The 20,560-nt window shown below is 54.2% G+C and carries 21 protein-coding genes; 10 read left to right on the forward strand and 11 right to left on the reverse strand.

Going from position 1 to position 20,560, the window contains the following annotated elements:
- Window positions 1–378: 378 nt before the first annotated feature.
- From I9W95_RS11210 to I9W95_RS11220, 3 genes are read right to left on the reverse strand one after another with little or no spacing between them, the layout of a single operon-like run.
- Complete coding sequence (locus I9W95_RS11210; protein WP_225674879.1) at window positions 379–1,056, reverse strand: response regulator transcription factor; 678 nt, start codon at window positions 1,054–1,056, stop codon at window positions 379–381.
- Complete coding sequence (locus tag I9W95_RS11215; protein ID WP_225674882.1) at window positions 1,057–2,424, reverse strand: sensor histidine kinase; 1,368 nt, start codon at window positions 2,422–2,424, stop codon at window positions 1,057–1,059. It abuts the gene before it with no gap.
- A 39-nt stretch (window positions 2,425–2,463) separates the two neighbouring features.
- Window positions 2,464–3,033 carry a DUF523 domain-containing protein gene (locus tag I9W95_RS11220; RefSeq protein ID WP_225674884.1) on the reverse strand — a complete coding sequence of 190 codons (570 nt, stop codon included), beginning with the start codon at window positions 3,031–3,033 and terminating at the stop codon, window positions 2,464–2,466.
- 30 nt (window positions 3,034–3,063) lie between these two features.
- Here I9W95_RS11220 and I9W95_RS11225 point away from each other — a divergent pair, with 30 nt between their 5' ends.
- On the forward strand, window positions 3,064–3,762 hold the full coding sequence (locus I9W95_RS11225; RefSeq protein ID WP_225674886.1) for a transporter substrate-binding domain-containing protein: 699 nt from the start codon (window positions 3,064–3,066) through the stop codon (window positions 3,760–3,762).
- Between the two features lies 1 nt (window position 3,763).
- On the opposite strand, the gene I9W95_RS11230 is transcribed toward I9W95_RS11225, so the two are convergent.
- From I9W95_RS11230 to I9W95_RS11240, 3 genes are all read right to left on the reverse strand, one after another.
- Window positions 3,764–4,564: a methyltransferase domain-containing protein gene (locus tag I9W95_RS11230; protein ID WP_225674888.1), complete on the reverse strand. Its 801-nt coding sequence runs from the start codon at window positions 4,562–4,564 to the stop codon at window positions 3,764–3,766.
- 250 nt (window positions 4,565–4,814) lie between these two features.
- Window positions 4,815–5,480: a vWA domain-containing protein gene (locus tag I9W95_RS11235; protein ID WP_225674890.1), complete on the reverse strand. Its 666-nt coding sequence runs from the start codon at window positions 5,478–5,480 to the stop codon at window positions 4,815–4,817.
- Between the two features lie 15 nt (window positions 5,481–5,495).
- On the reverse strand, window positions 5,496–7,055 hold the full coding sequence (locus I9W95_RS11240; RefSeq protein WP_225674892.1) for a G protein-coupled receptor family protein: 1,560 nt from the start codon (window positions 7,053–7,055) through the stop codon (window positions 5,496–5,498).
- A gap of 117 nt (window positions 7,056–7,172) precedes the next feature.
- Here I9W95_RS11240 and I9W95_RS11245 point away from each other — a divergent pair, with 117 nt between their 5' ends.
- The 4 genes from I9W95_RS11245 to I9W95_RS11260 all read left to right on the forward strand — a co-directional run bounded on the left by I9W95_RS11245 (window position 7,173) and on the right by I9W95_RS11260 (window position 10,702).
- Complete coding sequence (locus I9W95_RS11245) at window positions 7,173–7,328, forward strand: hypothetical protein (protein ID WP_225674894.1); 156 nt, start codon at window positions 7,173–7,175, stop codon at window positions 7,326–7,328.
- A 29-nt stretch (window positions 7,329–7,357) separates the two neighbouring features.
- Window positions 7,358–8,209: a response regulator transcription factor gene (locus I9W95_RS11250; protein WP_225674896.1), complete on the forward strand. Its 852-nt coding sequence runs from the start codon at window positions 7,358–7,360 to the stop codon at window positions 8,207–8,209.
- Window positions 8,210–8,212: 3 nt separating this feature from the next.
- Window positions 8,213–9,832, forward strand: a complete 1,620-nt coding sequence (locus I9W95_RS11255) for an ATP-binding protein (RefSeq protein WP_225674898.1) — start codon at window positions 8,213–8,215, stop codon at window positions 9,830–9,832.
- 72 nt (window positions 9,833–9,904) lie between these two features.
- Entirely contained in the window at window positions 9,905–10,702 is a 798-nt protein-coding gene (locus I9W95_RS11260) for a GGDEF domain-containing protein (RefSeq protein ID WP_225674900.1), read from the forward strand.
- Here the strand turns inward: I9W95_RS11260 and I9W95_RS11265 are convergent.
- Complete coding sequence (locus I9W95_RS11265; protein WP_225674903.1) at window positions 10,675–11,571, reverse strand: helix-turn-helix domain-containing protein; 897 nt, start codon at window positions 11,569–11,571, stop codon at window positions 10,675–10,677. The genes I9W95_RS11260 and I9W95_RS11265 overlap by 28 nt on opposite strands.
- Here I9W95_RS11265 and I9W95_RS11270 point away from each other — a divergent pair.
- Entirely contained in the window at window positions 11,548–12,666 is a 1,119-nt protein-coding gene (locus I9W95_RS11270) for a flavin-containing monooxygenase (RefSeq protein ID WP_263866184.1), read from the forward strand. The genes I9W95_RS11265 and I9W95_RS11270 overlap by 24 nt on opposite strands.
- A gap of 290 nt (window positions 12,667–12,956) precedes the next feature.
- Here the strand turns inward: I9W95_RS11270 and I9W95_RS11275 are convergent, their stop codons facing one another.
- The gene (locus I9W95_RS11275; protein WP_225674904.1) at window positions 12,957–13,955 is read right to left on the reverse strand and encodes a 2-dehydropantoate 2-reductase; all 999 of its coding nucleotides are present in this window, start codon (window positions 13,953–13,955) and stop codon (window positions 12,957–12,959) included.
- 122 nt (window positions 13,956–14,077) lie between these two features.
- Window positions 14,078–14,527 carry a YaiI/YqxD family protein gene (locus I9W95_RS11280; protein ID WP_225674906.1) on the reverse strand — a complete coding sequence of 150 codons (450 nt, stop codon included), beginning with the start codon at window positions 14,525–14,527 and terminating at the stop codon, window positions 14,078–14,080.
- 163 nt (window positions 14,528–14,690) lie between these two features.
- Here I9W95_RS11280 and I9W95_RS11285 point away from each other — a divergent pair, with 163 nt between their 5' ends.
- The gene (locus I9W95_RS11285; protein WP_225674908.1) at window positions 14,691–15,560 is read left to right on the forward strand and encodes a metal-dependent hydrolase; all 870 of its coding nucleotides are present in this window, start codon (window positions 14,691–14,693) and stop codon (window positions 15,558–15,560) included.
- A gap of 66 nt (window positions 15,561–15,626) precedes the next feature.
- Window positions 15,627–16,283 carry a DsbA family oxidoreductase gene (locus I9W95_RS11290; protein ID WP_225674910.1) on the forward strand — a complete coding sequence of 219 codons (657 nt, stop codon included), beginning with the start codon at window positions 15,627–15,629 and terminating at the stop codon, window positions 16,281–16,283.
- 9 nt (window positions 16,284–16,292) lie between these two features.
- On the opposite strand, the gene I9W95_RS11295 is transcribed toward I9W95_RS11290, so the two are convergent.
- Together I9W95_RS11295 and I9W95_RS11300 are read right to left on the reverse strand one after the other, a co-directional pair.
- Entirely contained in the window at window positions 16,293–17,027 is a 735-nt protein-coding gene (locus I9W95_RS11295) for a substrate-binding periplasmic protein (RefSeq protein WP_225674912.1), read from the reverse strand.
- Window positions 17,028–17,099: 72 nt separating this feature from the next.
- Window positions 17,100–17,963 (reverse strand): EamA family transporter, encoded by an 864-nt coding sequence (locus I9W95_RS11300; RefSeq protein ID WP_225674913.1) that lies wholly within the window; start codon window positions 17,961–17,963, stop codon window positions 17,100–17,102.
- 14 nt (window positions 17,964–17,977) lie between these two features.
- On the opposite strand from I9W95_RS11300, the gene I9W95_RS11305 reads away from it, so the two are divergent.
- Window positions 17,978–18,472 carry a DUF6314 family protein gene (locus tag I9W95_RS11305; protein WP_225674915.1) on the forward strand — a complete coding sequence of 165 codons (495 nt, stop codon included), beginning with the start codon at window positions 17,978–17,980 and terminating at the stop codon, window positions 18,470–18,472.
- An 88-nt stretch (window positions 18,473–18,560) separates the two neighbouring features.
- Window positions 18,561–20,207 (forward strand): long-chain-fatty-acid--CoA ligase, encoded by a 1,647-nt coding sequence (locus I9W95_RS11310; protein ID WP_318653610.1) that lies wholly within the window; start codon window positions 18,561–18,563, stop codon window positions 20,205–20,207.
- Window positions 20,208–20,560: the final 353 nt, after the last annotated feature.

The following is a 20,560-nucleotide window of genomic DNA, read 5'->3' on the forward strand; positions in this document are numbered from 1 at the left end:
CATTTTCTTCTGCTTTATCCGAAGCTAAAAACTCCCGATTTATCTGATACGTTTTCGAGTTCATTCGCGCTTGGTCGGATGAGATTAATTCGTCAGGAACGAATTAACGCGTAGCCCGCAGGGTGAGTATCAGGACGATACGAGCAACCTCTTTAGCTTCTACAAATTGCCCGGAGCTATTTGGTCCGCCGGAGGCGCCCGTAGGGGCGAGGGCAGGACGCCCGAGAGACAATCGTAGTGAGCCTGCGAACGAAGAGCGCGTAGGCCGAAGGCCAGGTCGCTTGCGACCGTTAGCACATCCTCCTGCGCCACTCATTTTCTTCTTCTTTATCCACAGCTGAATTGCCAGTCAGAACTTCTCAGCCAGCCGGATAATGATTAATCCACAATCTGAACATCATCATTAAACAGATAACCAATGCTGTGCAGGGTTTTCAGTGGAATGCTGTAGTCTTCGGTGGTGAAGCGTTTACGCAGTCGCGAAATCTGCACCTCCAGTGTGCGGCTATCGGGACTGTAATCCGGCATGCCAATGGCGGTGTACAGATCGGATTTGGACACAGGCTCACCGGGGGTTCTGGCCAGTTCGGAGAGAATCAGTAATTCCGACTTATTCAGGTCATGACGCACACCGTCAGGGGTTGTCAGAGACCAGGCAGTGGTATTTAACGTCCACGCTGTCGGCTCTGCTGCTGAGCGGGCAGTCAGATTATTAATAACGGCCAGTAGCTCACGTATATCGACGGGTTTAGGCAGATAGTAATCGGCACCGCGGGTCAGGCCTTCAATGCGATTTTCAACGCTGCCATAGGCAGTCAGCATAATAATGCTGACGTTGCTGTTCTGCTTCAGTCGCTGAGCAATATCGAAACCACTTTCGCCGGGCAGGTTCACATCCAGCAGTATTAAGTCAGGGGTGTTACCGGCCAGCCAGGCGTCCATCTCCTTGCCGCTGCCGACTTCACTAACGTTTATTTCCTGGCTGCGCAGGATGTCACTGATCGGCGCACGGAAATCTTCTTCATCGTCGACAAACAGTAATTTTAAGGCGTCCATTCAAATCTCTCTCAGGCGTGGCAGGGTAATCGTTATGCGGGTTCCGTTTGTGCATGCGACCGATATCGTACCCTTGTGCCGGGCGGTGATGACTTTTACAAAATACAGACCGAGTCCGCTGCCAGGGCGCTGATTGCCATTGCGGATACGGTAAAATTTCTCAAAGATTTTTTCCTGTTCTGATTCGGGGATACCAGCGCCATCATCTGTAACGTCAACAGTGATGGAATCTGTATCGGCACGAAGAACGACAGAGACCCCCTGAGGTGTCGTCGTGTACTTGACTGCGTTGTCCAGCAGACTGGAAAAGAGAATAGTGATCAGATACCGGTCGGTAGCGATTTTAACAGGCCGGTCAGTGCTGCTGATATTATCGAAACGAGCGTCATATTCACTGCATAAATTTACCAGCAGCTCAGAAATGTCGACGACTTCATGATGTACGTTGCCGCGACTCAGGCTGCTGCTGAGCCACTCTTCATTCAGGCAGCCATTCACCAGTGATGTAAGGCGCAGGTTAGCTTTTTCGATACGCTCTATTCCCTTTTCTGTCGCCTTATTCGGTATAGCGTCCAATGCCCTGATGGCATCAGTATTGGCTTTAATAATGCCCAGCGGCGTTCTGAATTCGTGCGACAGCATAGTAACGAAATTCTTCTGTTCTCTGAGCGCGTTATCTGCCACTTCCCTGCTCTGAGCGACCCAGGCCAGCTGCTTGGTCATCTCGAAACGAAGGCGCTCTGACGTAAGTACAACGACCGCGACAACGTAAATAAAGACGGCGATCGTACTCCACAGAAAAACAATTTGTTCATCACCAACCTGAAAGAATGAAACTGACCCAGGTGGATACAGAAGTATTTTAATGATGCGGAACAGACAAAGAGCGCTGATGCTGAGTAACGCAAAGGCTACGGTTTTTTGTCCGGGAAGCCACAGCGCGCCCTGTTTTAACAGAGTCCAGCTGGCCATCAGTGTCAGCGCGCCGATACCTACTGCATTCAGTATGATGCGCGAGCCGATATTCTCGCCGCCACTCAGCAACAGGATAGGGATCATGAGCAATACTATAATAATCCCTGGCCTGCGCCAGTCGGTTGGCTTATTCACGAATTCGCGAGTGGTCTGATAGAGAAAGGCATAGGCAAGAAAATAGAAAATATTATTGCCGGCAATGGAAAGCCAGTCAGGAATCAGATTCCGTCCAACCAGAAGAATCGAGGCCAGTGCCTGACAGGCTGAACCAATCCAGGCATTTTTAAGACCTTGCTCACGCGGTAACAGCCGATAAAAGAAAAACAGAACACAGGCGCCGGCAAGGCTCATTAACGCCAGCATCAGCGCAAGGGTACGCACATCCAATGTCATACAGAGTAACTTCTTCCGCAGGAGGCTTTGATTTTTATGTTAACTGTCAGCGTTTATCTGGGTGATGACGGATTTCAGATATTGCTGAAGTTTATCAGTCTTGTCGGGCGTGAAGCAGCGAATTCCGTGTTGCTCCAGCAGAGCAGCGGTAACCCCCATTCCATTCCGTAACCGTCCGGCAAATTGTCCGTCGTAAATGCCATCACTGCCGCACGATGGCGAACGTGCAGCCAGAAGTGCTGCGCAGGCGTTGTGCTGGCGTGCGATGGCCAGAGTGCGTTGTGCTCCGGCGATAAAAGCCGCGCTGACATCTTCGCCACTGCGGGTAATCACTTCAGCCTGATGTTGCAGAACGGCGGCACCGTCCCCCTGCTGGATTTCAGCTGCTGGTCGTGGCGTTGGCAATCCGCCAAGGCCTTCCGGGCATACAGGAACCACCCAGCCAGCGTCGAGCCATTGCTGCAGCAGCGTTGAAACATGACTTACCTTAACATCGTTAGCTTTTCCGTCATAACGTACTGGCTGTCCAAGCAGACATGCGCTAATAAGTATTTTAACAACCGGTTTTTCGTGGTCCACTTCCGTGTAGTCAGGTCGCTGAAATGTCATGCAGTTGCCTGTGCAGATGGAGAGTACATTATGTTATCTGTTAGCCGGATTCTGGCTGCAGTCTCGGTTTTGTTGCTGTTCGGCCTGACGGCCAACAAGGGATACGCTGCAGAGCCCTTTGAGGCGCTGGTGATCGGCTTAGAATACCCGCCTTTCGTGTCAATGAAAGTACCGGGTTATGGTAAGGCGGTCAGAGCGCTGCGGCATCGCTTGCCCGAAAACTGGCAGATAAGAATGAGAATGCTTCCTTCAGCCCGCGCTTCCACCATATTGCGCAACTCCGATGACTGGCTGTCCAGTTTCTTCCCACCACGTGAAGGCGATACTCATATCCGCAAACTCATCGTTCAGGGAGATGATATTCGCTACAGTCTGTTTCGTCGGCGCGAACCAGGAGACTTCCGCTGGGCGTCGTTGTCGGAACTGGCAGGTTCAACCGTGGCTTCTACTCGTACTCTGTCCGACAGTCCGCTGAAAAAAATGTTTACCGAGGCTGGTATGACCTTTATACCGGTCAATGATATTGGTCAGGGGCTGATGATGCTGGTGGCAGGCCGGACGGATTATTTACTGACAGCGGAAGATACCGGTTTTTACTACGCCGACATGAATGCCATAGACCATAAGCGGCTGCAGTTTGCCGATACTATCATCGAGCATTTCCCGATCATCGTGTACCTGAATACACGTCATCCACAGGCGCAGGAAGCCGCAAAAATTCTGCAGTAATTCAGGCGTTTTTCTGCGCAAGAAAATGCACGTATCGCCCCATGCGGCGATACGGTTCCTGCAAGCCAAATTCCAGATCGGCCAGATTCACTTTTTCCTGACCAATGCGATCACGGATTTTCTGATGCATGTGGTCGTGCACGCAGCGCACACCACGCCAGCGTTGCACGCTGAACCCCAGAGCTTGCAGTGCGCTTTCGATTTTATCCGGATCAAGCGGGTGTTGCGGTGCATTGCCTTCGTCACGCAGACGCGGGTTAGCGGATGCCGGTGCATGAGTACGGCCATTCATAATCTGCCGCCACTGGTGGCCGTGCAGGTTGTAGAACATCAGCGATAACCAGCCTCCGCTTTTCACCCTTTCCGCCAGCAGCGGCAGGGCGGCAAACGGGTCTTCCAGCCATTCCAGCACGGCGTGATTCATTACCACATCGTATTGCTGTGGAAAGTATTGCGCACAGTCCTGCAGGCTGCATTGCTGTACTGTCAGCGGCAGCTGCTCGGCAGCAAACTGATCGGCCGCCAGACGCAGCATCTCTTCGGAAATATCACACAGACTGATCTGCGCGCCCTGACGTGCCAGTTCCAGACTGAACTGGCCCTGACCACCACCGATATCCAGTAGCTGTAAACCAGCGCCAGTAATACCCATATCGGCAAAATCCTGACGCAGCGCCATAAGGCGTAGCTCGCCCCGTGGAGTGGCGTAGATGGTGCGGGCGAAACGCTTAGCCAGATCGTCAAAATTACGGTCCGGGCGAGTGCTGTCGGAAGCTGGGGGCTGTGCTGGGGTCTTAGTCATTATAGTTCTGCCGTTAACTGCCGGCATGATAGCGCTGGGGGGAGGAAGCTGAAAGTCGGACGTCGGACGTCGGATGTCGGATGTCGGATGTCGGATGTCGGATGTCGGATGTCAGAGGTCAGAGGTCAGAGGTCAGAGGTCAGAGGTCAGAGGTCAGAGGTCAGAGGTCAGAGGTCAGAGGTCAGAGGTCAGAGGTCAGGCGCCGGGCTATTAGCGTCCGGCGTCCGACTTCTGGCGTCCGACTTACCCTTCAATTCACCGCTATCAATCGCTCCATGCGTTCCAGGTCGTTTATTACCCGCCAGTCGCCGCCACCTTCTACAACTCTGTGTTGCCAGTTGTCGAGTCGGTTGAGGTAGTCGCGCGGGTCGATGTTATCACTGCGTAGCTTAGTGACATTGAGAGCAACGACGTGAATGTTATCCAGGCTAATTGGAAAGTCGCGTACGTGATCATCAGGCAGGTCCTCTTCTAAGTCAGAAAAAATCAGCACGTATTTTTCACCGGCGCCGGTTTCGTTCAGGTATTGCGTGGCCTGCAACACACCGCCGGTGATGTCGGTGTTGGCGCTGCCGTGTTTGAGGTTGTCGGCGAAGGTATCCATCGCCAGTTTGAACTGGCGTTTCTGGTCGTTAGCGGTGCTCGGGCGCACATCAAAGGTGGTCTTGGCGATGATGTCTTTTTCGCTGAAGCTGCCGCTGTCGATACGGGCGACGGCTATCGAGTCACCGCTGTCGAGGTTGGCCAGCAGGTAATTCAGAATGGCCTGCGCTTTGTTCAGCTCCTGGGTATAGGTACCTGACGTATCAATCAGCAGATAAACCGCTTTGTTTTTCGGTGCTGGCTCGCTGCAGCCGCTGAGCAACAGGCTCAGGGGCAGGGCGGCAGTGGCGATCAGTTTGGCTAATGGTTTCATGATGCTGTCCTCCGTTTACACAGCCAGCGCACTGCTGTCGTCAGTTGTGCTGGTGTCGTTACTGTTGTCCGTTGCGCTGCGTTTGCTGCGGCGGCTTTTACGTGGTGCTTCCAGTGCTGGCTCAGCTTCTACATCCGGAATCAGTGCAGCGATTTCGTCGGTGGTCTGTTGCTGCGCCACGGCCTTGCGGCGCAGCAGGCGCTCAATGCTCAGTGGCAGCATGATCAGCAGGTCGTAGGCATGGGTGAGCATCACGCTGGTCTGCGCCAGCAGGTTGCCACTCAGGCGGCTGACGATGGCCAGCGTGCGCAGCACAGCGACCAGCAGCAGGCCCAGCACGGTACGCAGTGAGTGAATAAAGGATTCCAGCGGGATGGCGATAAAGGCCAGTGCGAAAGGCAGGATAAAGCCCATGATCATCTGCCCCAGCGACGGAATCCAGCGGAACTCGGCATGGCTGGCAGCAACGCCTGCACCCGTACTCATCATCAGCGACTGTTGCAGTGCTTCTTTATCCAGCGCCAGCAGGTCACGCATATAAGCCAGTGATGCTTCAATGCCGGCCAGGATGCAGAGAATGGTCAGGCTGATAATCATCATGCGGCGACGCATCTTGTCGTCCATGCTGCTGATAATCGGAAACAGGCGGGTGATGCGCAGCGATTCCAGCAGGAACAGGCCCATGGCAATCTCAATCAGAATAATCACCATGGCGGCGATATCGGAGGTTTTTACCGCACCGATATAACTGGTTCCGCCCACCATTTCTGACATCGGCATAGCAATCAGCTGGAAGTTAATCAGACCACCGAGCAGAGCAATGGTCAGCACTAAACCGGCGATAAAAAACTGTGTCAGTGAGCTGGAGGTCAGGCTGCGCACAGCGGCATCTTCACCACGGCGAATATCCTCGTAATGCTGCATCTGTTTATCCAGCTGGTGGGTGCGGGCATCCAGTGCTTCCAGCGTACGGCCAACGTCATCGGCTTTGCTGTTCAGCGTGCGCCATTCCGGCTGCATCTGCGCCAGCAGCTTGTGGCGTTTGTCTGCGCTGCTTTGCCAGGCTTTCAGGGTTTCTTTGTGAGTGTCCTGCACCGCGTCCTGAATATTGCTGAGGATGCGTGCTACCGCAGGGTCACCGTGACTTGGCAGTGCGGCAATGGTGTTCACCACGTCGCCCCAGGCTGGCGGCAGCGGCGCGCTCTCGCTGGAATCGCGGTAGCTGGTTTCAATGCGTTCAATGCTCTCACCAATCTGGCGGTGCAGCGCCGGGTAGCCAGAGAGATCGCGGGCAACCAGTGCCTGTATGCGGGTGAATTCGCGCTCGATGCGGCGTTCGGCGTCGTTACGGGCTGCGGCCAGCAGCACTTCACGGTTACGCGCTGTAAGCTGGTGTTCCAGTTGGCTCAGGGCGCGGCTGGCCATGCGCAGGGTATGACGCAGGCCGTGGCCCACAGACAGCAGAATCCGATGGGCGGGCTGGCGACCGGCGTACAGCAGGGTCATGCCCAGCAGCAGCCACACAGCCGCTGACAGGGCGGTATTGTCAGACCAGAGTGTCAGTAATGTGTTCATGGTGAAGTCCTCTTCAGGTTGTTCGGGTGGCCGTCAGGGCCGATGAACACAGATTGGCGGACGCCGGTGAAAAATCGGTGAGAAGAACAATAATTTAAAAAAGAACCCGGCTCGCCGATGGCTAACCCCAGTCAGAAGAACGATCTTTTGAAAAAGAGCCCGGCCCGCCGCTGGCGGAATCGCCCGGAAGAATGTGATATCTGTCGCGTCACTGGCGGCTGGTGGCGTGCACAAGTGAATAGCGGTGATATGCTCAATGGCTGGTATAACTAATGGTTCAGGCCACCAGTAAGGATCAGGGCATGATCAAGATATTCTGGGTCGAAGATCAGACTCACTGGATCGATAAATTCCGGCCATTGTTCGAGCGCAGCAATTTTGCCCCCGGCGCCGATGGCGAGCTGGCGCCTGCTGAACACAATCGTCTGGAAGTGTTTCGCTTCAGCGAACCGGCGCTGGCCCGTATTGCTCAGACCGATGACCAGGATGCACCGCACATCGCTATTCTTGATGCCAGTCTGAACGGCAATGACGATGGTGGTTACAGCGTATCGAAAGCCTTGCTGAAAAAATGGCCGGCCCTGCCCGTGGTATTTCTGTCCGAGCACTCTGGGACCGGCATCGAACAGAAGGCCTTTGAAGAAGGCGTAACCCAGGATTTTATCGCCAAGAATCAGCGCAATATCGAAGGTGTATTGTTGTGGCGTATGCGTGCCTTGCTGCGCCATGCGCTGAGTGATGAGGGTAGTAAAAAAAGCCAGCTGGACAGTGGCGATCTGAGTATTGATCTGGTCAGCTGGGAGGTGACCTGGCGTGGGCAGCGGCTGATGAATCCGGCTAATGCTGCACGGCCGCTGGCACCGACACCACGGAAAATACTGCGTCATCTGGTCGAGGTGTCACCACGCCCGGTCACTACGCTGCAGATGGCCGACTGGCTGGAAGCCGATCCGGAAAAATTCTCCTACGCCAATTATCGTCAGCATATTAAAACCATTCGCAAATCGCTGGCTCAGGCTCACGGTGATGAAGAAGCATTTATGAATATCTGTCGCGCCGGCGAAGGGGTAGCGACCTTTGGTGATGAAGGCGCCTATTGCTGGAAGGCGCCTGCTGCCGGAAAGCAGCCCAAAGGAATCGGGAGCAAGGACTAAACCATGAGCGACGATCTGATCAGCGAAAAATTCCAGTTTAAAATACGCTACCCGTGGCGCTCGTTGCTGCTGGTTAAGCTGCTGATTTTTTATACTCTGCTGTGGCAATTACCAGAATTGCAGCGCGTATTAAAACTGCCGGAAGGCATATTCTCGCTGCAGAATTTTGCGATCGCCGCGCTGCTGGTGCTGGTGGTCTGCTGGTTCGATGTGCGCCGTTTTTATCGCGAGCAGAAAAAGGTCCGCACCAGCATGAATCGCCTGTGGCAAAGCCGTAACCAACTGCAGCAACGGGCGCAGACATCAGCCAGCCACACCGAAAAGCTTAAGTTATTCATCAGCGACAAACTGCTGGAATACATCGAATACGATGAAAAATTTCTGCACTTCCGAAGCATTGCCTCCGAGGTACGTCACAACGGCGTGATCTCGTTCGATAAAGTGCAGTCGGCATTACACTACGCCCGTGACCACAGCCTGCCGGACGAGCAGGGCAGTCAGGCAACGCTGTACCATGAAGCGTTAGCCGCCATGCGGTATCTGTGGGACCTGCTGGATTTATCCACCACCGATAATCTGGCGCTGCATATCGGCAACCGCATCAGTCAGAGCGAAGAACTGCTGTTCGAAGCCGAGTTGCAGGGGGCTGATCTCAACAGTATGCCGGTGGCACCTACCTTCAGCGCCCGTGACGCCCTGACGGAAACCCTGACCCATCACCTGGGGATGAGTCTGTGTGACGGCGCTGGTCATGATATTTCCCAGAGCTTGCTCAGTTCCGACGCCACGCGCGATGCCTTACTGATGTTCGACCGTGATGGGGTTTTCCGTCTCGATGCACAACCTTGCGGCCCATTGCTGGGCAACAGTAATCATCTGGTGCTGCTGCTGGAAAACCTGTTACGTAATGCCCAGTACTTTGCCGCACGCAAACCCGGCAAGCTGCCGTATCCGGGTGTTGCCGTGCGTCTGTGGGAAGCGCAGCAGAACCTGTGTCTGACGGTATACAACCGTGGGCCACACATTGCTGACGACGCCAGAGACCAGATTTTTCAGCTGGGTTTTTCCACCCGCCGTGTGCGCGAGCATCATGGCAAAGGACTCGGACTGTATTTTGTCCATCAGATTGTGCAGGGTTTTGATGGCGATATTGGCTTCGACAATATCCACAACCAGAGTGAGCAGTACCAGCTGCGTATGGAACTGAGTACAGGCGAAGTCCAGACGCTGAGTGTGAACGTGGTCATCGTCGATGGCCTGCCACTGATTCAGCCCGCTGATGATGGCGAGCTGCAGAGGCAGAGCGAGCTGCTGCTTAGTGCGCCGCTGGTGTCGCTGGAAGTGAGTACCCGCTCTGACGATCAGCTGCGCCGTTACAGTGCCGACAAAGACACCCGCGTGCTGGTGGATGATGCCCAGGCCGAGCATCCGCGCTGGATTATCCGCCTGCAGGGGCGCAAACAGGAGCGCCTGGTATTCGAGCCGCAGGATATTCGAGGTGTACGGTTCAGTGTGCGCTTACCAACCGCACAGGCCAGAATCGACGGCTTATCCACCGCTACGCTGGCCGAACCAAATGTGGATGAACTGGGCGCTGAACTGCGCAGCCCGGATGATTTCTGAGCGCAGCAGACAAAGTGATAAATCCATTGTTACGGGGTGCAGGGTGTTATTCCTGAGCTAGACTAAATTCGTATGTCTGAAAACAGCACTCCTATCGCCCTGGATACGGCATCCCGTATGCGCAAGCTATCCGCCAGCAACCGTCCTGAATGCCCGGTTGGCGAACCTGTGTGCGCGGTCATCGACGAAGTTATGTCGCTGCGTGATCAAGTGGTTACCGATCCGCTGACAGGGCTGTACAACGTCCGCTATTTTCGTGCAGCCCTCGATCAGGAACTGGAGCGCACCGAGAGAACCCAGGTTGCCACAGCTTTGATGATGATCGACCTCGATCACTTCAAGCAGGTGAACGACACCTGGGGCCACGAAGCCGGTAACGAGGTGCTGAAACAAACCGCGCGCATCATCCGCGACTGTACCCGCAAACTGGATATCCAGTGCCGCTACGGCGGTGAAGAGTTCGTGGTGATTCTGCCATCCACAGAGCGTCGCCTGGGCGTGCAGGTGGCGGAGCGTATTCGCCAGAATATCGAAGATACTCCGGTCATGGTGAATGGCGATGTAATTCGTCTGACCACCAGTATCGGTCTGGCGTTTCACAGTGCCGAAAGCCTGTTTGATGCCAGCGGTCTGATCGCCTGTGCCGATGAATACCTTTACGAAGCCAAACGCGGCGGACGTAATCGCGTCTGTTATTCACAGCTGCACACCGCCGACACGGCGGTCACCGGCGAAGAGAAAGATGCCTTCCACGATTTATTCGGTGGTGCGCCCGACAGCGGCGACATGGACGAACAGGACTTTGCCGGCGAAGACAGCGATGACGACTGGATGGCCGACGATCAGGACTGGCCCGACGACTCCGACTGACGCTGTTCACGGCGGTAAGCCGCCGGTGTACAGCCATGCCATTTGCGGAAGGCGTGAATAAACGCCGCCGCTTCTGAATAACCCAACTGCACAGCAATCTGTTCAATACTGGTGTCACTGCGATGCAGCAGTGCACAGGCCCGTTGTGAGCGTACATGATCGAGAATGGCCTGAAAGCCGCTGCCTTCCTCTTTCAGTTTGCGGCGCAACTGGCGTTCACTGAGGCCAAAAATAGCTGCGCTTTCGGCCACTCCCGGATACTGCTGGCTGAACATCGCCAGATACCGTTGCACCTTGTCACCCAACGAGCCGTTGTCTTGCTGGCGGCGCTGCGTCAGTTGTTCATCACACTGCTGCTGGTAGAGCGCCAGAGCGGTGCTGTTGCCCGCCGGAAAAGGAATACGCAGCACCGCCAGCGGCAATACAAAGCTGGCTTCCTGTGCGGCAAAAATCACCTCACAGCCAAACGCATCACGATAGGCCTGCGCCTGTGCGGCTGGTGGCTCCGGGTAAGGCATATGAATACGCAGCGGCCGCATCTGCTGGCCCAGCATGGTCTGCATGGTATTAAGAAAGTGATAGGTGCCGGCAATATCGCGGTCCATTACAAAACGATGCAGCGCCTGGGGCAGATGGTAGGGAATCAGGCGCAGTTCGGCAGTGTCGCTGTGCAGCGTCAGTTTCAGCTCACTGAACAGATAACCCAGCTGCTGGTAGCGGATACCCAGAGTCATAGCTTCATACACTGAGCTGCAGCTCATCAGCATCATGGCAAACGCGCCATAACTCGACAGGCCAAAGGTTCGACTGACATTCCGGGGCTGGATACGTTTGAAGGGAAAGTGATGCACTCGGCGCAGTGGGATCACAACTACGATCTGAAAGGAAAGCGGGTTGCCTCCATCGGCACCGGTGGCAGTGCCATCCAGTACGTTCCGGAAATTGCGCCGGATGTGAGCCAGCTGGATGTCTATCAGCGTACCGCCGCCTGGGTTATTCCGCGCGATGAACGCCGCTACGGTGAATTCAGCAAGTGGCTGTTCCGCACTTTTCCTTCGATGCGCAAACTGCACCGTGCCCGTCTGTACGCCACTAACGAAATGCGTGTCTGGCCAATCTTTCATCCGCGTCTGGCGAAAGCACTGCAGGGGCTGGCTAAACTGTCGATTCGTATGCAGGTAAAAGATCCGGAAATGCGTAAGAAACTGACGCCGGACTACACCATTGGCTGTAAGCGCATTCTGATTTCCAATAAATATTACCCGGCGTTTAATCGCGATAACGTCGATCTGATTACCAACGGTATTCAGGAAATCCGTGCCAACAGTATCGTTGACCGTCACGGCGTTGAGCGTCCGTGCGACACCATTATTCTGGGCACCGGCTTTATTGTTGATCCGCGCGGCTATATGAAAGATTTCACCCTCGATGGCCTGCCGGGTCATCAGATCATGCAGGACTGGAAAAATGGTGCTCAGGGTTTCTATGGCACCATGATTTCGGGCTTCCCCAATATGTTCCAGCTAGTGGGTCCGAATACCGCGCTGGGGCATAACTCAATTATTTATATGATCGAATCTCAGGTGAACCTGATCATCAGCTGTATGCAGGAAATGAAAAAACGGGGTGCTAAATACTTTGATGTAAAAATCGAAGAACAGAACAAGCTCAACGCTGAAATTCAGGGACGTATGAAAAACACCGTGTGGACCTCGGGTTGTCAGAGTTGGTATCAGCAAGCTGATGGTACCAACTTCACCATCTGGCCATCGTCCACTATTGAGTTCCGTTCACGCACGCGCAAAATTCATGCGCCACATTTTGACTGGGTATTACCGCAACCTGCCATCGAGGCAGAAAAAAACAGTGCGACAGACAAAACGACAGGTGTCGGTGAAAGCGCCAGCAAACCCGCAGGCAAGGTTAAGGCAGGCAAAGAGACTGTCGAAGACGCAGTATCCTAAGGCCTGTTTAATGACGTGAGCGGCCTAGGGCCTGTTAACACTAATTAAACAGGCCTGTTATCGGCTAAAAATTTTTCAGGCAAGGCGCTGAGAGTGTGGCCTAATGTATTAAGCGAACGAACAGCAACGCAGAATGGGGGATTTTTAGCCATAACCCTTCGGGCTGAGGCCTGTTTTCCCCATTAGCTTCGTCGTTCGTCATTCATTTAACCCGTTAATATCAATCCTCTCTCCTTGTTCTGAGAAAAACTGGCTCTCAGCAGGCCGGATTGACTTAGTGTTAACAGGCCCTAGGCTATCTCGTCCAGTATCTGTTCTGCACTTAAGCCGGGCTTACGCAGCCCGGCTTCAGCTTCGCCGACCAGCCGGCACAGTGCACGGTTAACCGGCGTTGCTATTCCCAGTTTTTCCCCTGCTTCAACCACAGCCCCGTTGAGATACAGCACTTCTGTCATTTTGCCGCGATTCAGATCGGCCTGCATGGCAGAGCTGGCAATGGGATCGACCTCGACTAACCAGTTCGCACTGTGGCGGAACAGCCAGTCAGGCTGCTTCAGAAAGGGCGGTATCCAGCGTGCTGGTATGGGTGTTATCTGCGCCAGACGAATCGCCTGGGCATCACTGACATGCAGCAGTTCCTGCATAGCGCTGGCCAGTATTCGCCGGTAGTCGCGTTGTTGTAACTGATCGCGCAGCGGCAGGCCCGACAGGGCGTTAATTGCGTTGTTCAGACTCAGCTGCAGCCGTGCCCAGCGCACACTTTCGATATTGTCTTCAATACGAATATCCAGTTGCTGCTCACTTAATGATTCGGCAATGGTGGCTAAGTGCTGCGGAGTTTCCAGATGCAGAGCGCCGGAGCTGCTGCGATGCACATGGGCGTGGCCATATTGCGTGACGGTAAAGCTGACAATCAGATTAAGTACAATCAGGTCGTGTTGCTGGCGGGTAAGAAAATGATTACTGCCGATGCCATTCTGCAGGCAGATAACGCGGGTGCCGGGGCGGCAGAAATGCAGCAGACGCTCGCTGACCTGCTCCATCGCCAGACACTTAACGGCAATGATCACCACATCCGCTTCCGCCAGTACAGCCTCACTGGTTTCAAAACGGATATGCGGAATTAACAGATCACGGCCAATATAGTCTGACAGGCGCAGCCCCTGTTGCGCGTTGATCGCATCTTTGGTCTGAGCACGGCCAATCAGAGTGACCAGATGGCCTTCAGCATGCAGGCTTCCGCCGAGAAAACAACCGACGGCCCCTGCGCCATACACAACAATATGCATAGAACCTCCGTTTCCGTGCGTCGTTGCAGGCATCAATTACTGCATGCTACTGAAAGGCGGGCGCAGAGAGAAGACGAATTTTATGCTGTGTTTATGTCTGTGAAGCAGGGCGCAGAAGCGGCTCAGCGTTTCTTTGCCAACCAGCGATCCAGGGCGTTGGCAAACTGTGCTTTGTCGCGTTCAGAAAAGGCTGCCGGGCCGCCGCTCTGAATACCGCTGGAACGCATGGTTTCCATAAAGTCGCGCATCTGCAGTTTCTGGCGAATGGTCTGCACACTGTAGGGTTCGCCGCGGTTGTTCACCACATCGGCGCCTTTCTCAATGGCTTCCGCTGCCAGCGGAATATCCTGAGTAATCACCAGATCACCGGGCTGACAGCGCTGGGCGATCAGATCATCGGCCACGTCAAAACCGCTTTCCACCTGCAGGTTGCGAATAAAAGGTGAGGGCGTAACCGGCACCTGATGATTGGCGACAAACAGGGTTTCGGTTTGCGTACGAATGGCGGCTTTGCAGATAACTTCGCGCACGGCTTTCGGTGTGGCGTCGGCATCAACCCAGATGGTGGTCATAGAAGAGAATTGCTCCGCAAGTTGTCAGATCGGGCCTTGTTGGCGGGGTAATCCTGCCAATTTAGGGGCCAAAATGCCAGATTGGCGTTTATCCACCTGTTGGCATTTCAATGCTTTGCCATAGTGGACAACAACTGGCCCACAAAGAACAGGAGGAGCCCGTATGACAGCTCAGGCAACCAGTCCGTCCTCAGTGTCTCACACACCTGCCGACGTTGATATTAAACCGCGCAAAATGGACTTTCCTTTCCGCAGCATTAAAAGCCCGTTTGTATTTGCCGGAAATTCCCTGCTGACGGTTTTCTTTGGTGCGCTGTCAGCGACTTTTCCACCGGGCGAAGCCGAATTTATTGCATCGGTACGTAATTACCGTGACCAGATTACCGACCCGCTGCTGAAAGAACAGATTCGTGGATTTATCGGTCAGGAAGGTCATCACAGCCATCAGCATAAAAAAGCAAACGAAGTGCTGAAGGAGCTGGGTATTGATGCGGTACGTCTGGAAAAACATCTGGAAAAAGACATTAAACGCTTAACCTCACGTCGTTTTGCTACGCCAAAACTGCGTCTGGCAATGACCGTAGGCATGGAACACATGACGGCCATCATGGCGGAATTCGTGTTAAAAAATCCGGAAATTCTGGAGCCGATGGAAGAGTCTGTACGCGACTTGTTGTACTGGCATGCGGTGGAAGAAATTGAACACAAAGCCGTAGCCTTTGACGTGTATATGCAAACTGAAGGTGACCAGAAATATCTGCGCAAAGTACTGCGCGTGCTGATCTGGATGTTCAGTATTCGTATCAGCCTGTACATGGTGGCGTTGCTGTGGTGGTCGCGCCGTATGCCGCGCTGGTCTGATTTCAAAGGCTTCCGTGAGTTTATGTACGGAGCCAAAGGTCTGATTACCGGTATCCGTCAGCCATACCGTGATTACTTTAAAGAAGGCTTCCACCCATGGGATCACGACAACCGTGATCTGATCGAAAAATGGCAAACACAGTTGCGTAAAGATGGGGGCCAGCCGGTCTGAGCAGCACTGGCATTCCATCCCTGTGGGCACCATACTGGTGCCCTTTTTTGTTAATGGGGAAAGGTGATGCCGGTATCTGTGCGCATTGATATTGTCTCGGACGTTATGTGTCCGTGGTGTGCCATTGGTTATGCCAGCCTCAGTCGTGCGCTGCAGGCCATGGCCGGCCAGGTGGAAGCTGATATTCACTGGCAGCCGTTTGAACTGAATCCGGATATGCCCGGCGAAGGGCAGAATCTGCGCGAGCACCTGCAGCAGAAATACGGCAGCAGCGCCGAAGAAAGCAAAGCCGTGCGTGAACGTATTACCAGTATGGGCGAGCAGCTTGGCGTGACTTTTAACTTCACCGACGAGCAACGCATTGTGAATACTTTCAGTGCACACCAGCTACTGCATTGGGCCGGTAACAGCGGTCTGCAGACGGCGCTGAAAATGGCACTGTTCAACGCCTATTTCCGCGATGGTCTGGATGTAAGCCGTCATGATGTTCTGGTGGATATTGCCCGTGACGTGGGGCTGGATGCACACCAGGCGCATGCGGTGCTGGCTGATCAGCGCTACGCCGCAGAGGTGCGCAACAAGGAACAGCAGTGGCAGGAATCGGGCATTCGTTCTGTACCAGCCATTATTCTCGATCAGAAATACCTGCTTTCCGGCGCCCAGCCACCGGAAGCTTATGTCAAAGCACTAAGTGAAATACTGTTTATCGGCGATGAAGAATAAGCGCGGCAATCAGTAAATATAACGCTTAATAATGTCGTTAATGGTGCCATCGGCCTGCAGTTCGGCAATGGCTTCATTAATGGCGGGTAACATCTCAGCCTGGCTTTTATGCAGGCGCAATTGCAGGTCGCTGTAGCCGGAAAAGGCGAAGGCAATGGCAAAGTCCTGACGGCGCATTCCCATCTCGGTAATCCAGTAATCGGCAACCAGTTCGTTAACAATAATGGCATCTACCCGCCCGGCGGTCAGGCGCATCAGATTAGCTCGGGCGCCGGACGCGACGTCCTGACGCTGGATTTCACCGGCGCGGAAGGCTTCATCAAAACCATCGGCGTAGGCAAAGCCCAGTTCGCAACCAATTGAGCGGCCAAAAAAATCGCGTACAGAGGTGGCCGTGATGGCGTCTTTTTTCATCATCAGCACCACGTCGCGAATGCTCAGGTAAGGGTCGCTGAACACCGACAGGTCTGCATCTTCAAAGCGCCACGTCGGGTTACTCATAGGATCAAGTTGTACCTTGCCACTGCGGAAGTCGACCAGCATGCGTTTCATCGGTTCGGGTATATAGTTGATACGGATGCCCGTTTGCGCGCTGATGGCGCTCAGCATATCCGGCACAATGCCACCGACTTGCTGGCCATCGTGGCGCTGAAACGGTTCCCACTCAACCGAGCCTGCGGTCAGCTCCTGAGTCAGGCCGCTGGCACTGATCAGTAACAGTAGTAAAGACAGAGTTCGACGCATGACACCCCCAGGCAGCAAGAATGGGTAGTGTATACCGGATCAACTGGTCAGGTATTGATCTGAAGGCTGAAATCAGCGTTTGCTTTCTCTGCGCAGATGCGTTGCCAGCCACAGTGCTGCCAACATAATCAGGGCGCCGCTGGTCAGGCGCAGCAGGTCGGTATCGCGGTTCCAGATGAGCAGGTTCACCAGCAGGCCGGCAGGAATCAGGGCGTTGTTCATAATGGCCAGCTGACCGCTGCTGACCCGGGTAGCCCCCAGATTCCAGAAGAAGTAACCCAGCCCGGATGCCACCAGACCAAGCCACAGCAATACGCCCCAGTGCAGGGCAGTGGACGGATATTTATCGCCACCCAGCAACAGCCAGGCAGGCAGCACCAGTAACAGCGCACCGAGGTAGAACCAGCCAAACACCTGATGCTGCACAATCGGCTTAGAAGACGGCCAGGTTTCCAGCAGACGCTTATACAGAACCTGCCCGCCAGCGAAACACAGGTTGGCACCCTGCACGACAAAAAAGCCGAGCCAGAAATCCTGGCTGAGGTTGTTATAGCGCATCACCGCTGCACCAACGATGGCCAGCGCAGCACTGGCCAGATAACCGGCATGAAAACGACCGCTGAGCAGGTCGTACATCAGAGTCACATACACCGGCGTGAAAATGGTGAAGATCAGTACCTCAGGCACGCTGAGCAGCAGGAACGACTGATAATAAAACAGGTACATCAGGCCGAGCTGAATGGCACCAATGGCCATTAATCGCAGCGCCAGAGCCGGGGCAATGGGATTACGGATAATCAGTGGCACAAACAGCAGAGACGCGAGCACAACGCGCGTTAATACGGCAAAATAGCTATCCACCTGGCCGGCCAGATAAACGCCGATCAGGCTGAAAGAAAATGCCCACAGTAGTGTGATGGCCCAGAGAATTGGCATAACCCGGAATCTTTATGGCAACAGAAGCAGGCGGCAGCATGCAGCAAAGCGAACAGCGAATCCAGCGCCTGTGGGCATTGCTGCACACCATTGACGCATTTTCATACACCTCACGCCCCGGTCCGGATTCGCGCTCGGGATGGCAGGGCGAAGGTCGGGGGCGGGTAACCTGCGAACGCATCAGCGCTGATGAACTGCACTTTGTCGAACAGGGCCAGTTCAGTTTGCACGGCGGCATGACCGTTGATATGCAGAATCGTTACATCTGGCAGAAAACCACCTCAGGTATTCGTTTGTCTCATGGTCGCCGCGGGGAGCCGGTGTTTTTGTTTGAGCTGTTACCGGCAGACGAAAATCAGTGGCAAAGTGCACAGGATCACCTGTGTATTAATGACTTATATTCCGGAGAGCTGGTCGAAAACAGCAAAGGTTTTACGCTGCAATGGCGTATTACCGGACCAAAGAAAGATGAACATTTGTTTTACCAATATTCTGCTGACAATTTGTAACGTTTCAGGCGGGTGCGAACCCTTGAGATAATTCTCAACACTATTTAACGTGGGTGGCACGAATAAGAACAAATATCAGGAGCTACCCATGGCAGGCCAACCGCTGTTCGGTCAGATGATGGACCGTCCATTACTGATTTCCGGTTTACTTGAACACGCCGAAGTCACCCACCCATGCGCGGAAATTGTCAGCCGTCGCTGTGAAGGCGATATCCACCGATACACCATGAAAGAAGCCGCTGGCCGCGCACGACGCATCGCCAACCTGCTGCGTCGCTGGGGTATTGAACAAGGCGACCGCATCGCCACCCTGGCATGGAACGGTTACCGCCACTACGAATTATATTTTGGTGTGTCCGGCTACGGTGCGGTATTGCATACCATTAACCCGCGTCTGTTCGCCGAACAGCTGGAATATATTGTTAATCACGCTGAAGACCGCTGGATTTTTGTGGATTTAACGTTCGTGCCGCTGCTCGAAGCCATTAAAGATAAAATTCAGCACGTCGAAGGTTTTGTCGTGATGTGCGACGCCGACAAAATGCCAAAAACCAGCCTGCCAAACGTTCACTGCTACGAAACCCTGCTGGCGGCTGAGTCTGATGAATTTGAATGGCCTGAATTCGACGAACGCGCTGCGGCCAGTATGTGTTACACCTCCGGCACCACCGGGAACCCGAAAGGCGTGCTCTACAACCACCGCTCGACCGTGCTGCACGCCATGGCCTCCATTGGTGAAGAAGCACTGGGGCTGGCGTCTACCTCCTGCTTCCTGCCGGTTGTACCTATGTTCCACGTTAATGCCTGGGGCACACCGTATTCTGCTGCTATCACCGGCGCTAAACAGGTGTTCCCGGGTCCCGGTATGGACGGGGCATCGCTGTGGGAACTGATCGAAGCTGAACAGCCAGACCTGCTGCTGGGCGTACCGACCGTATGGCTGATGCTGCTTAACCACATGGACAGCATCGGTAAGAAACTGGAGTCGGTGGATAACGTTGTCATTGGTGGCTCCGCTGCGCCGATGTCGATGATCCGCGACTTCCAGGAAAAACACGATGCTTTCGTGATTCATGCCTGGGGCATGACTGAGATGAGCCCGATCGGCACGGTAAACTCCCACAGCAAACACATGGAAGCGCTATCGCTGGAAGACCGCTACCTGCTGCAAGCCAAGCAAGGCCGCCCGGTATACGGCGTAGAAATGAAAATCGTCGATGACGAAGGAAACGAACAGGCACGCGATGGCGTCGCCCGTGGTCGCCTGTTGGTACGTGGCCCGTGGATTGTCAGCGGCTACTACAAAAACGAAGATAAAAAAGCCTTTGAAAACGGCTGGTTCGATACCGGTGATGTCGCCACCATCGACCAGAATAACTACCTCAACATCGTAGACCGCTCGAAAGACGTGATTAAATCCGGTGGTGAATGGATCAGCTCCATCGATCTGGAAAACGCCGCCGTCGGTCACCCTGAACTGGTGGAATGCTGCGTCATTGCCGCACGCCACGAGAAATGGGCCGAGCGTCCGCTGCTGCTGGCTATCCGCAAGGAAGGCAGCAATGTCAGCGAGCAGGACGTTATCGACTATCTCGAAAATAAAGTCGCCAAATGGTGGCTGCCGGATGCCGTGGTGTTTGTCGAGTCACTGCCACACACAGCCACTGGTAAATTGCTGAAAGTGGATTTACGTACCCAATACGAAAATCACCTGCTGCAAACTACAACAGCCTGATTACTGCTGTAACGAAAAGCCCCGAAATATCGGGGCTTTTTTGTGGGTGCTTGCCGGGTATAGCACTGCTGTCCCACAGTTTTAAAGATATCTGTTTTCTATAAACGACTTTTAAATCTGCAATGCCTACTGCCTACCAGGGGAACTTATCCCCTGGCCGGCAGGGCCGACCCCAGCTTTTCGCTCCTGGAGCGTTACCCTCACTCCCTCGATTTTTCAGCCACGCGCCCATGCGACATCCCTGTCGCCGTCCGCTCGCCGGGCATCCTTGCCCGGCGGACCGGAAAAATCATCATTCATTTCGGCGCTCCAGAATGCGAAGGAATGGCTTCCTCTAAGCTGCTTTTTAGTAC

The sequence above is a fragment of the Thalassolituus marinus genome, from assembly GCF_020320395.1.
Lineage (GTDB): Bacteria > Pseudomonadota > Gammaproteobacteria > Pseudomonadales > Oceanobacteraceae > Venatoribacter > Venatoribacter marinus.

What these genes read in the sequence shown, in the direction of transcription:
- I9W95_RS11245 (WP_225674894.1), top strand. Translation starts at nt 7,173, where the DNA reads ATGGCTAACCCCAGTCAGAAGAACGATCTTTTGAAAAAGAGCCCGGCC.
- I9W95_RS11305 (WP_225674915.1), top strand. Translation starts at nt 17,978, where the DNA reads ATGGCAACAGAAGCAGGCGGCAGCATGCAGCAAAGCGAACAGCGAATC.
- I9W95_RS11235 (WP_225674890.1), bottom strand. Translation starts at nt 5,480, where the DNA reads ATGAAACCATTAGCCAAACTGATCGCCACTGCCGCCCTGCCCCTGAGC.
- I9W95_RS11255 (WP_225674898.1), top strand. Translation starts at nt 8,213, where the DNA reads ATGAGCGACGATCTGATCAGCGAAAAATTCCAGTTTAAAATACGCTAC.
- I9W95_RS11300 (WP_225674913.1), bottom strand. Translation starts at nt 17,963, where the DNA reads ATGCCAATTCTCTGGGCCATCACACTACTGTGGGCATTTTCTTTCAGC.
- I9W95_RS11240 (WP_225674892.1), bottom strand. Translation starts at nt 7,055, where the DNA reads ATGAACACATTACTGACACTCTGGTCTGACAATACCGCCCTGTCAGCG.
- I9W95_RS11230 (WP_225674888.1), bottom strand. Translation starts at nt 4,564, where the DNA reads ATGACTAAGACCCCAGCACAGCCCCCAGCTTCCGACAGCACTCGCCCG.
- I9W95_RS11310 (WP_318653610.1), top strand. Translation starts at nt 18,561, where the DNA reads ATGGCAGGCCAACCGCTGTTCGGTCAGATGATGGACCGTCCATTACTG.
- I9W95_RS11275 (WP_225674904.1), bottom strand. Translation starts at nt 13,955, where the DNA reads ATGCATATTGTTGTGTATGGCGCAGGGGCCGTCGGTTGTTTTCTCGGC.
- I9W95_RS11290 (WP_225674910.1), top strand. Translation starts at nt 15,627, where the DNA reads ATGCCGGTATCTGTGCGCATTGATATTGTCTCGGACGTTATGTGTCCG.
- I9W95_RS11280 (WP_225674906.1), bottom strand. Translation starts at nt 14,527, where the DNA reads ATGACCACCATCTGGGTTGATGCCGACGCCACACCGAAAGCCGTGCGC.
- I9W95_RS11225 (WP_225674886.1), top strand. Translation starts at nt 3,064, where the DNA reads ATGTTATCTGTTAGCCGGATTCTGGCTGCAGTCTCGGTTTTGTTGCTG.
- I9W95_RS11210 (WP_225674879.1), bottom strand. Translation starts at nt 1,056, where the DNA reads ATGGACGCCTTAAAATTACTGTTTGTCGACGATGAAGAAGATTTCCGT.
- I9W95_RS11270 (WP_263866184.1), top strand. Translation starts at nt 11,548, where the DNA reads ATGCACTCGGCGCAGTGGGATCACAACTACGATCTGAAAGGAAAGCGG.
- I9W95_RS11260 (WP_225674900.1), top strand. Translation starts at nt 9,905, where the DNA reads ATGTCTGAAAACAGCACTCCTATCGCCCTGGATACGGCATCCCGTATG.
- I9W95_RS11220 (WP_225674884.1), bottom strand. Translation starts at nt 3,033, where the DNA reads ATGACATTTCAGCGACCTGACTACACGGAAGTGGACCACGAAAAACCG.
- I9W95_RS11285 (WP_225674908.1), top strand. Translation starts at nt 14,691, where the DNA reads ATGACAGCTCAGGCAACCAGTCCGTCCTCAGTGTCTCACACACCTGCC.
- I9W95_RS11215 (WP_225674882.1), bottom strand. Translation starts at nt 2,424, where the DNA reads ATGACATTGGATGTGCGTACCCTTGCGCTGATGCTGGCGTTAATGAGC.
- I9W95_RS11250 (WP_225674896.1), top strand. Translation starts at nt 7,358, where the DNA reads ATGATCAAGATATTCTGGGTCGAAGATCAGACTCACTGGATCGATAAA.
- I9W95_RS11295 (WP_225674912.1), bottom strand. Translation starts at nt 17,027, where the DNA reads ATGCGTCGAACTCTGTCTTTACTACTGTTACTGATCAGTGCCAGCGGC.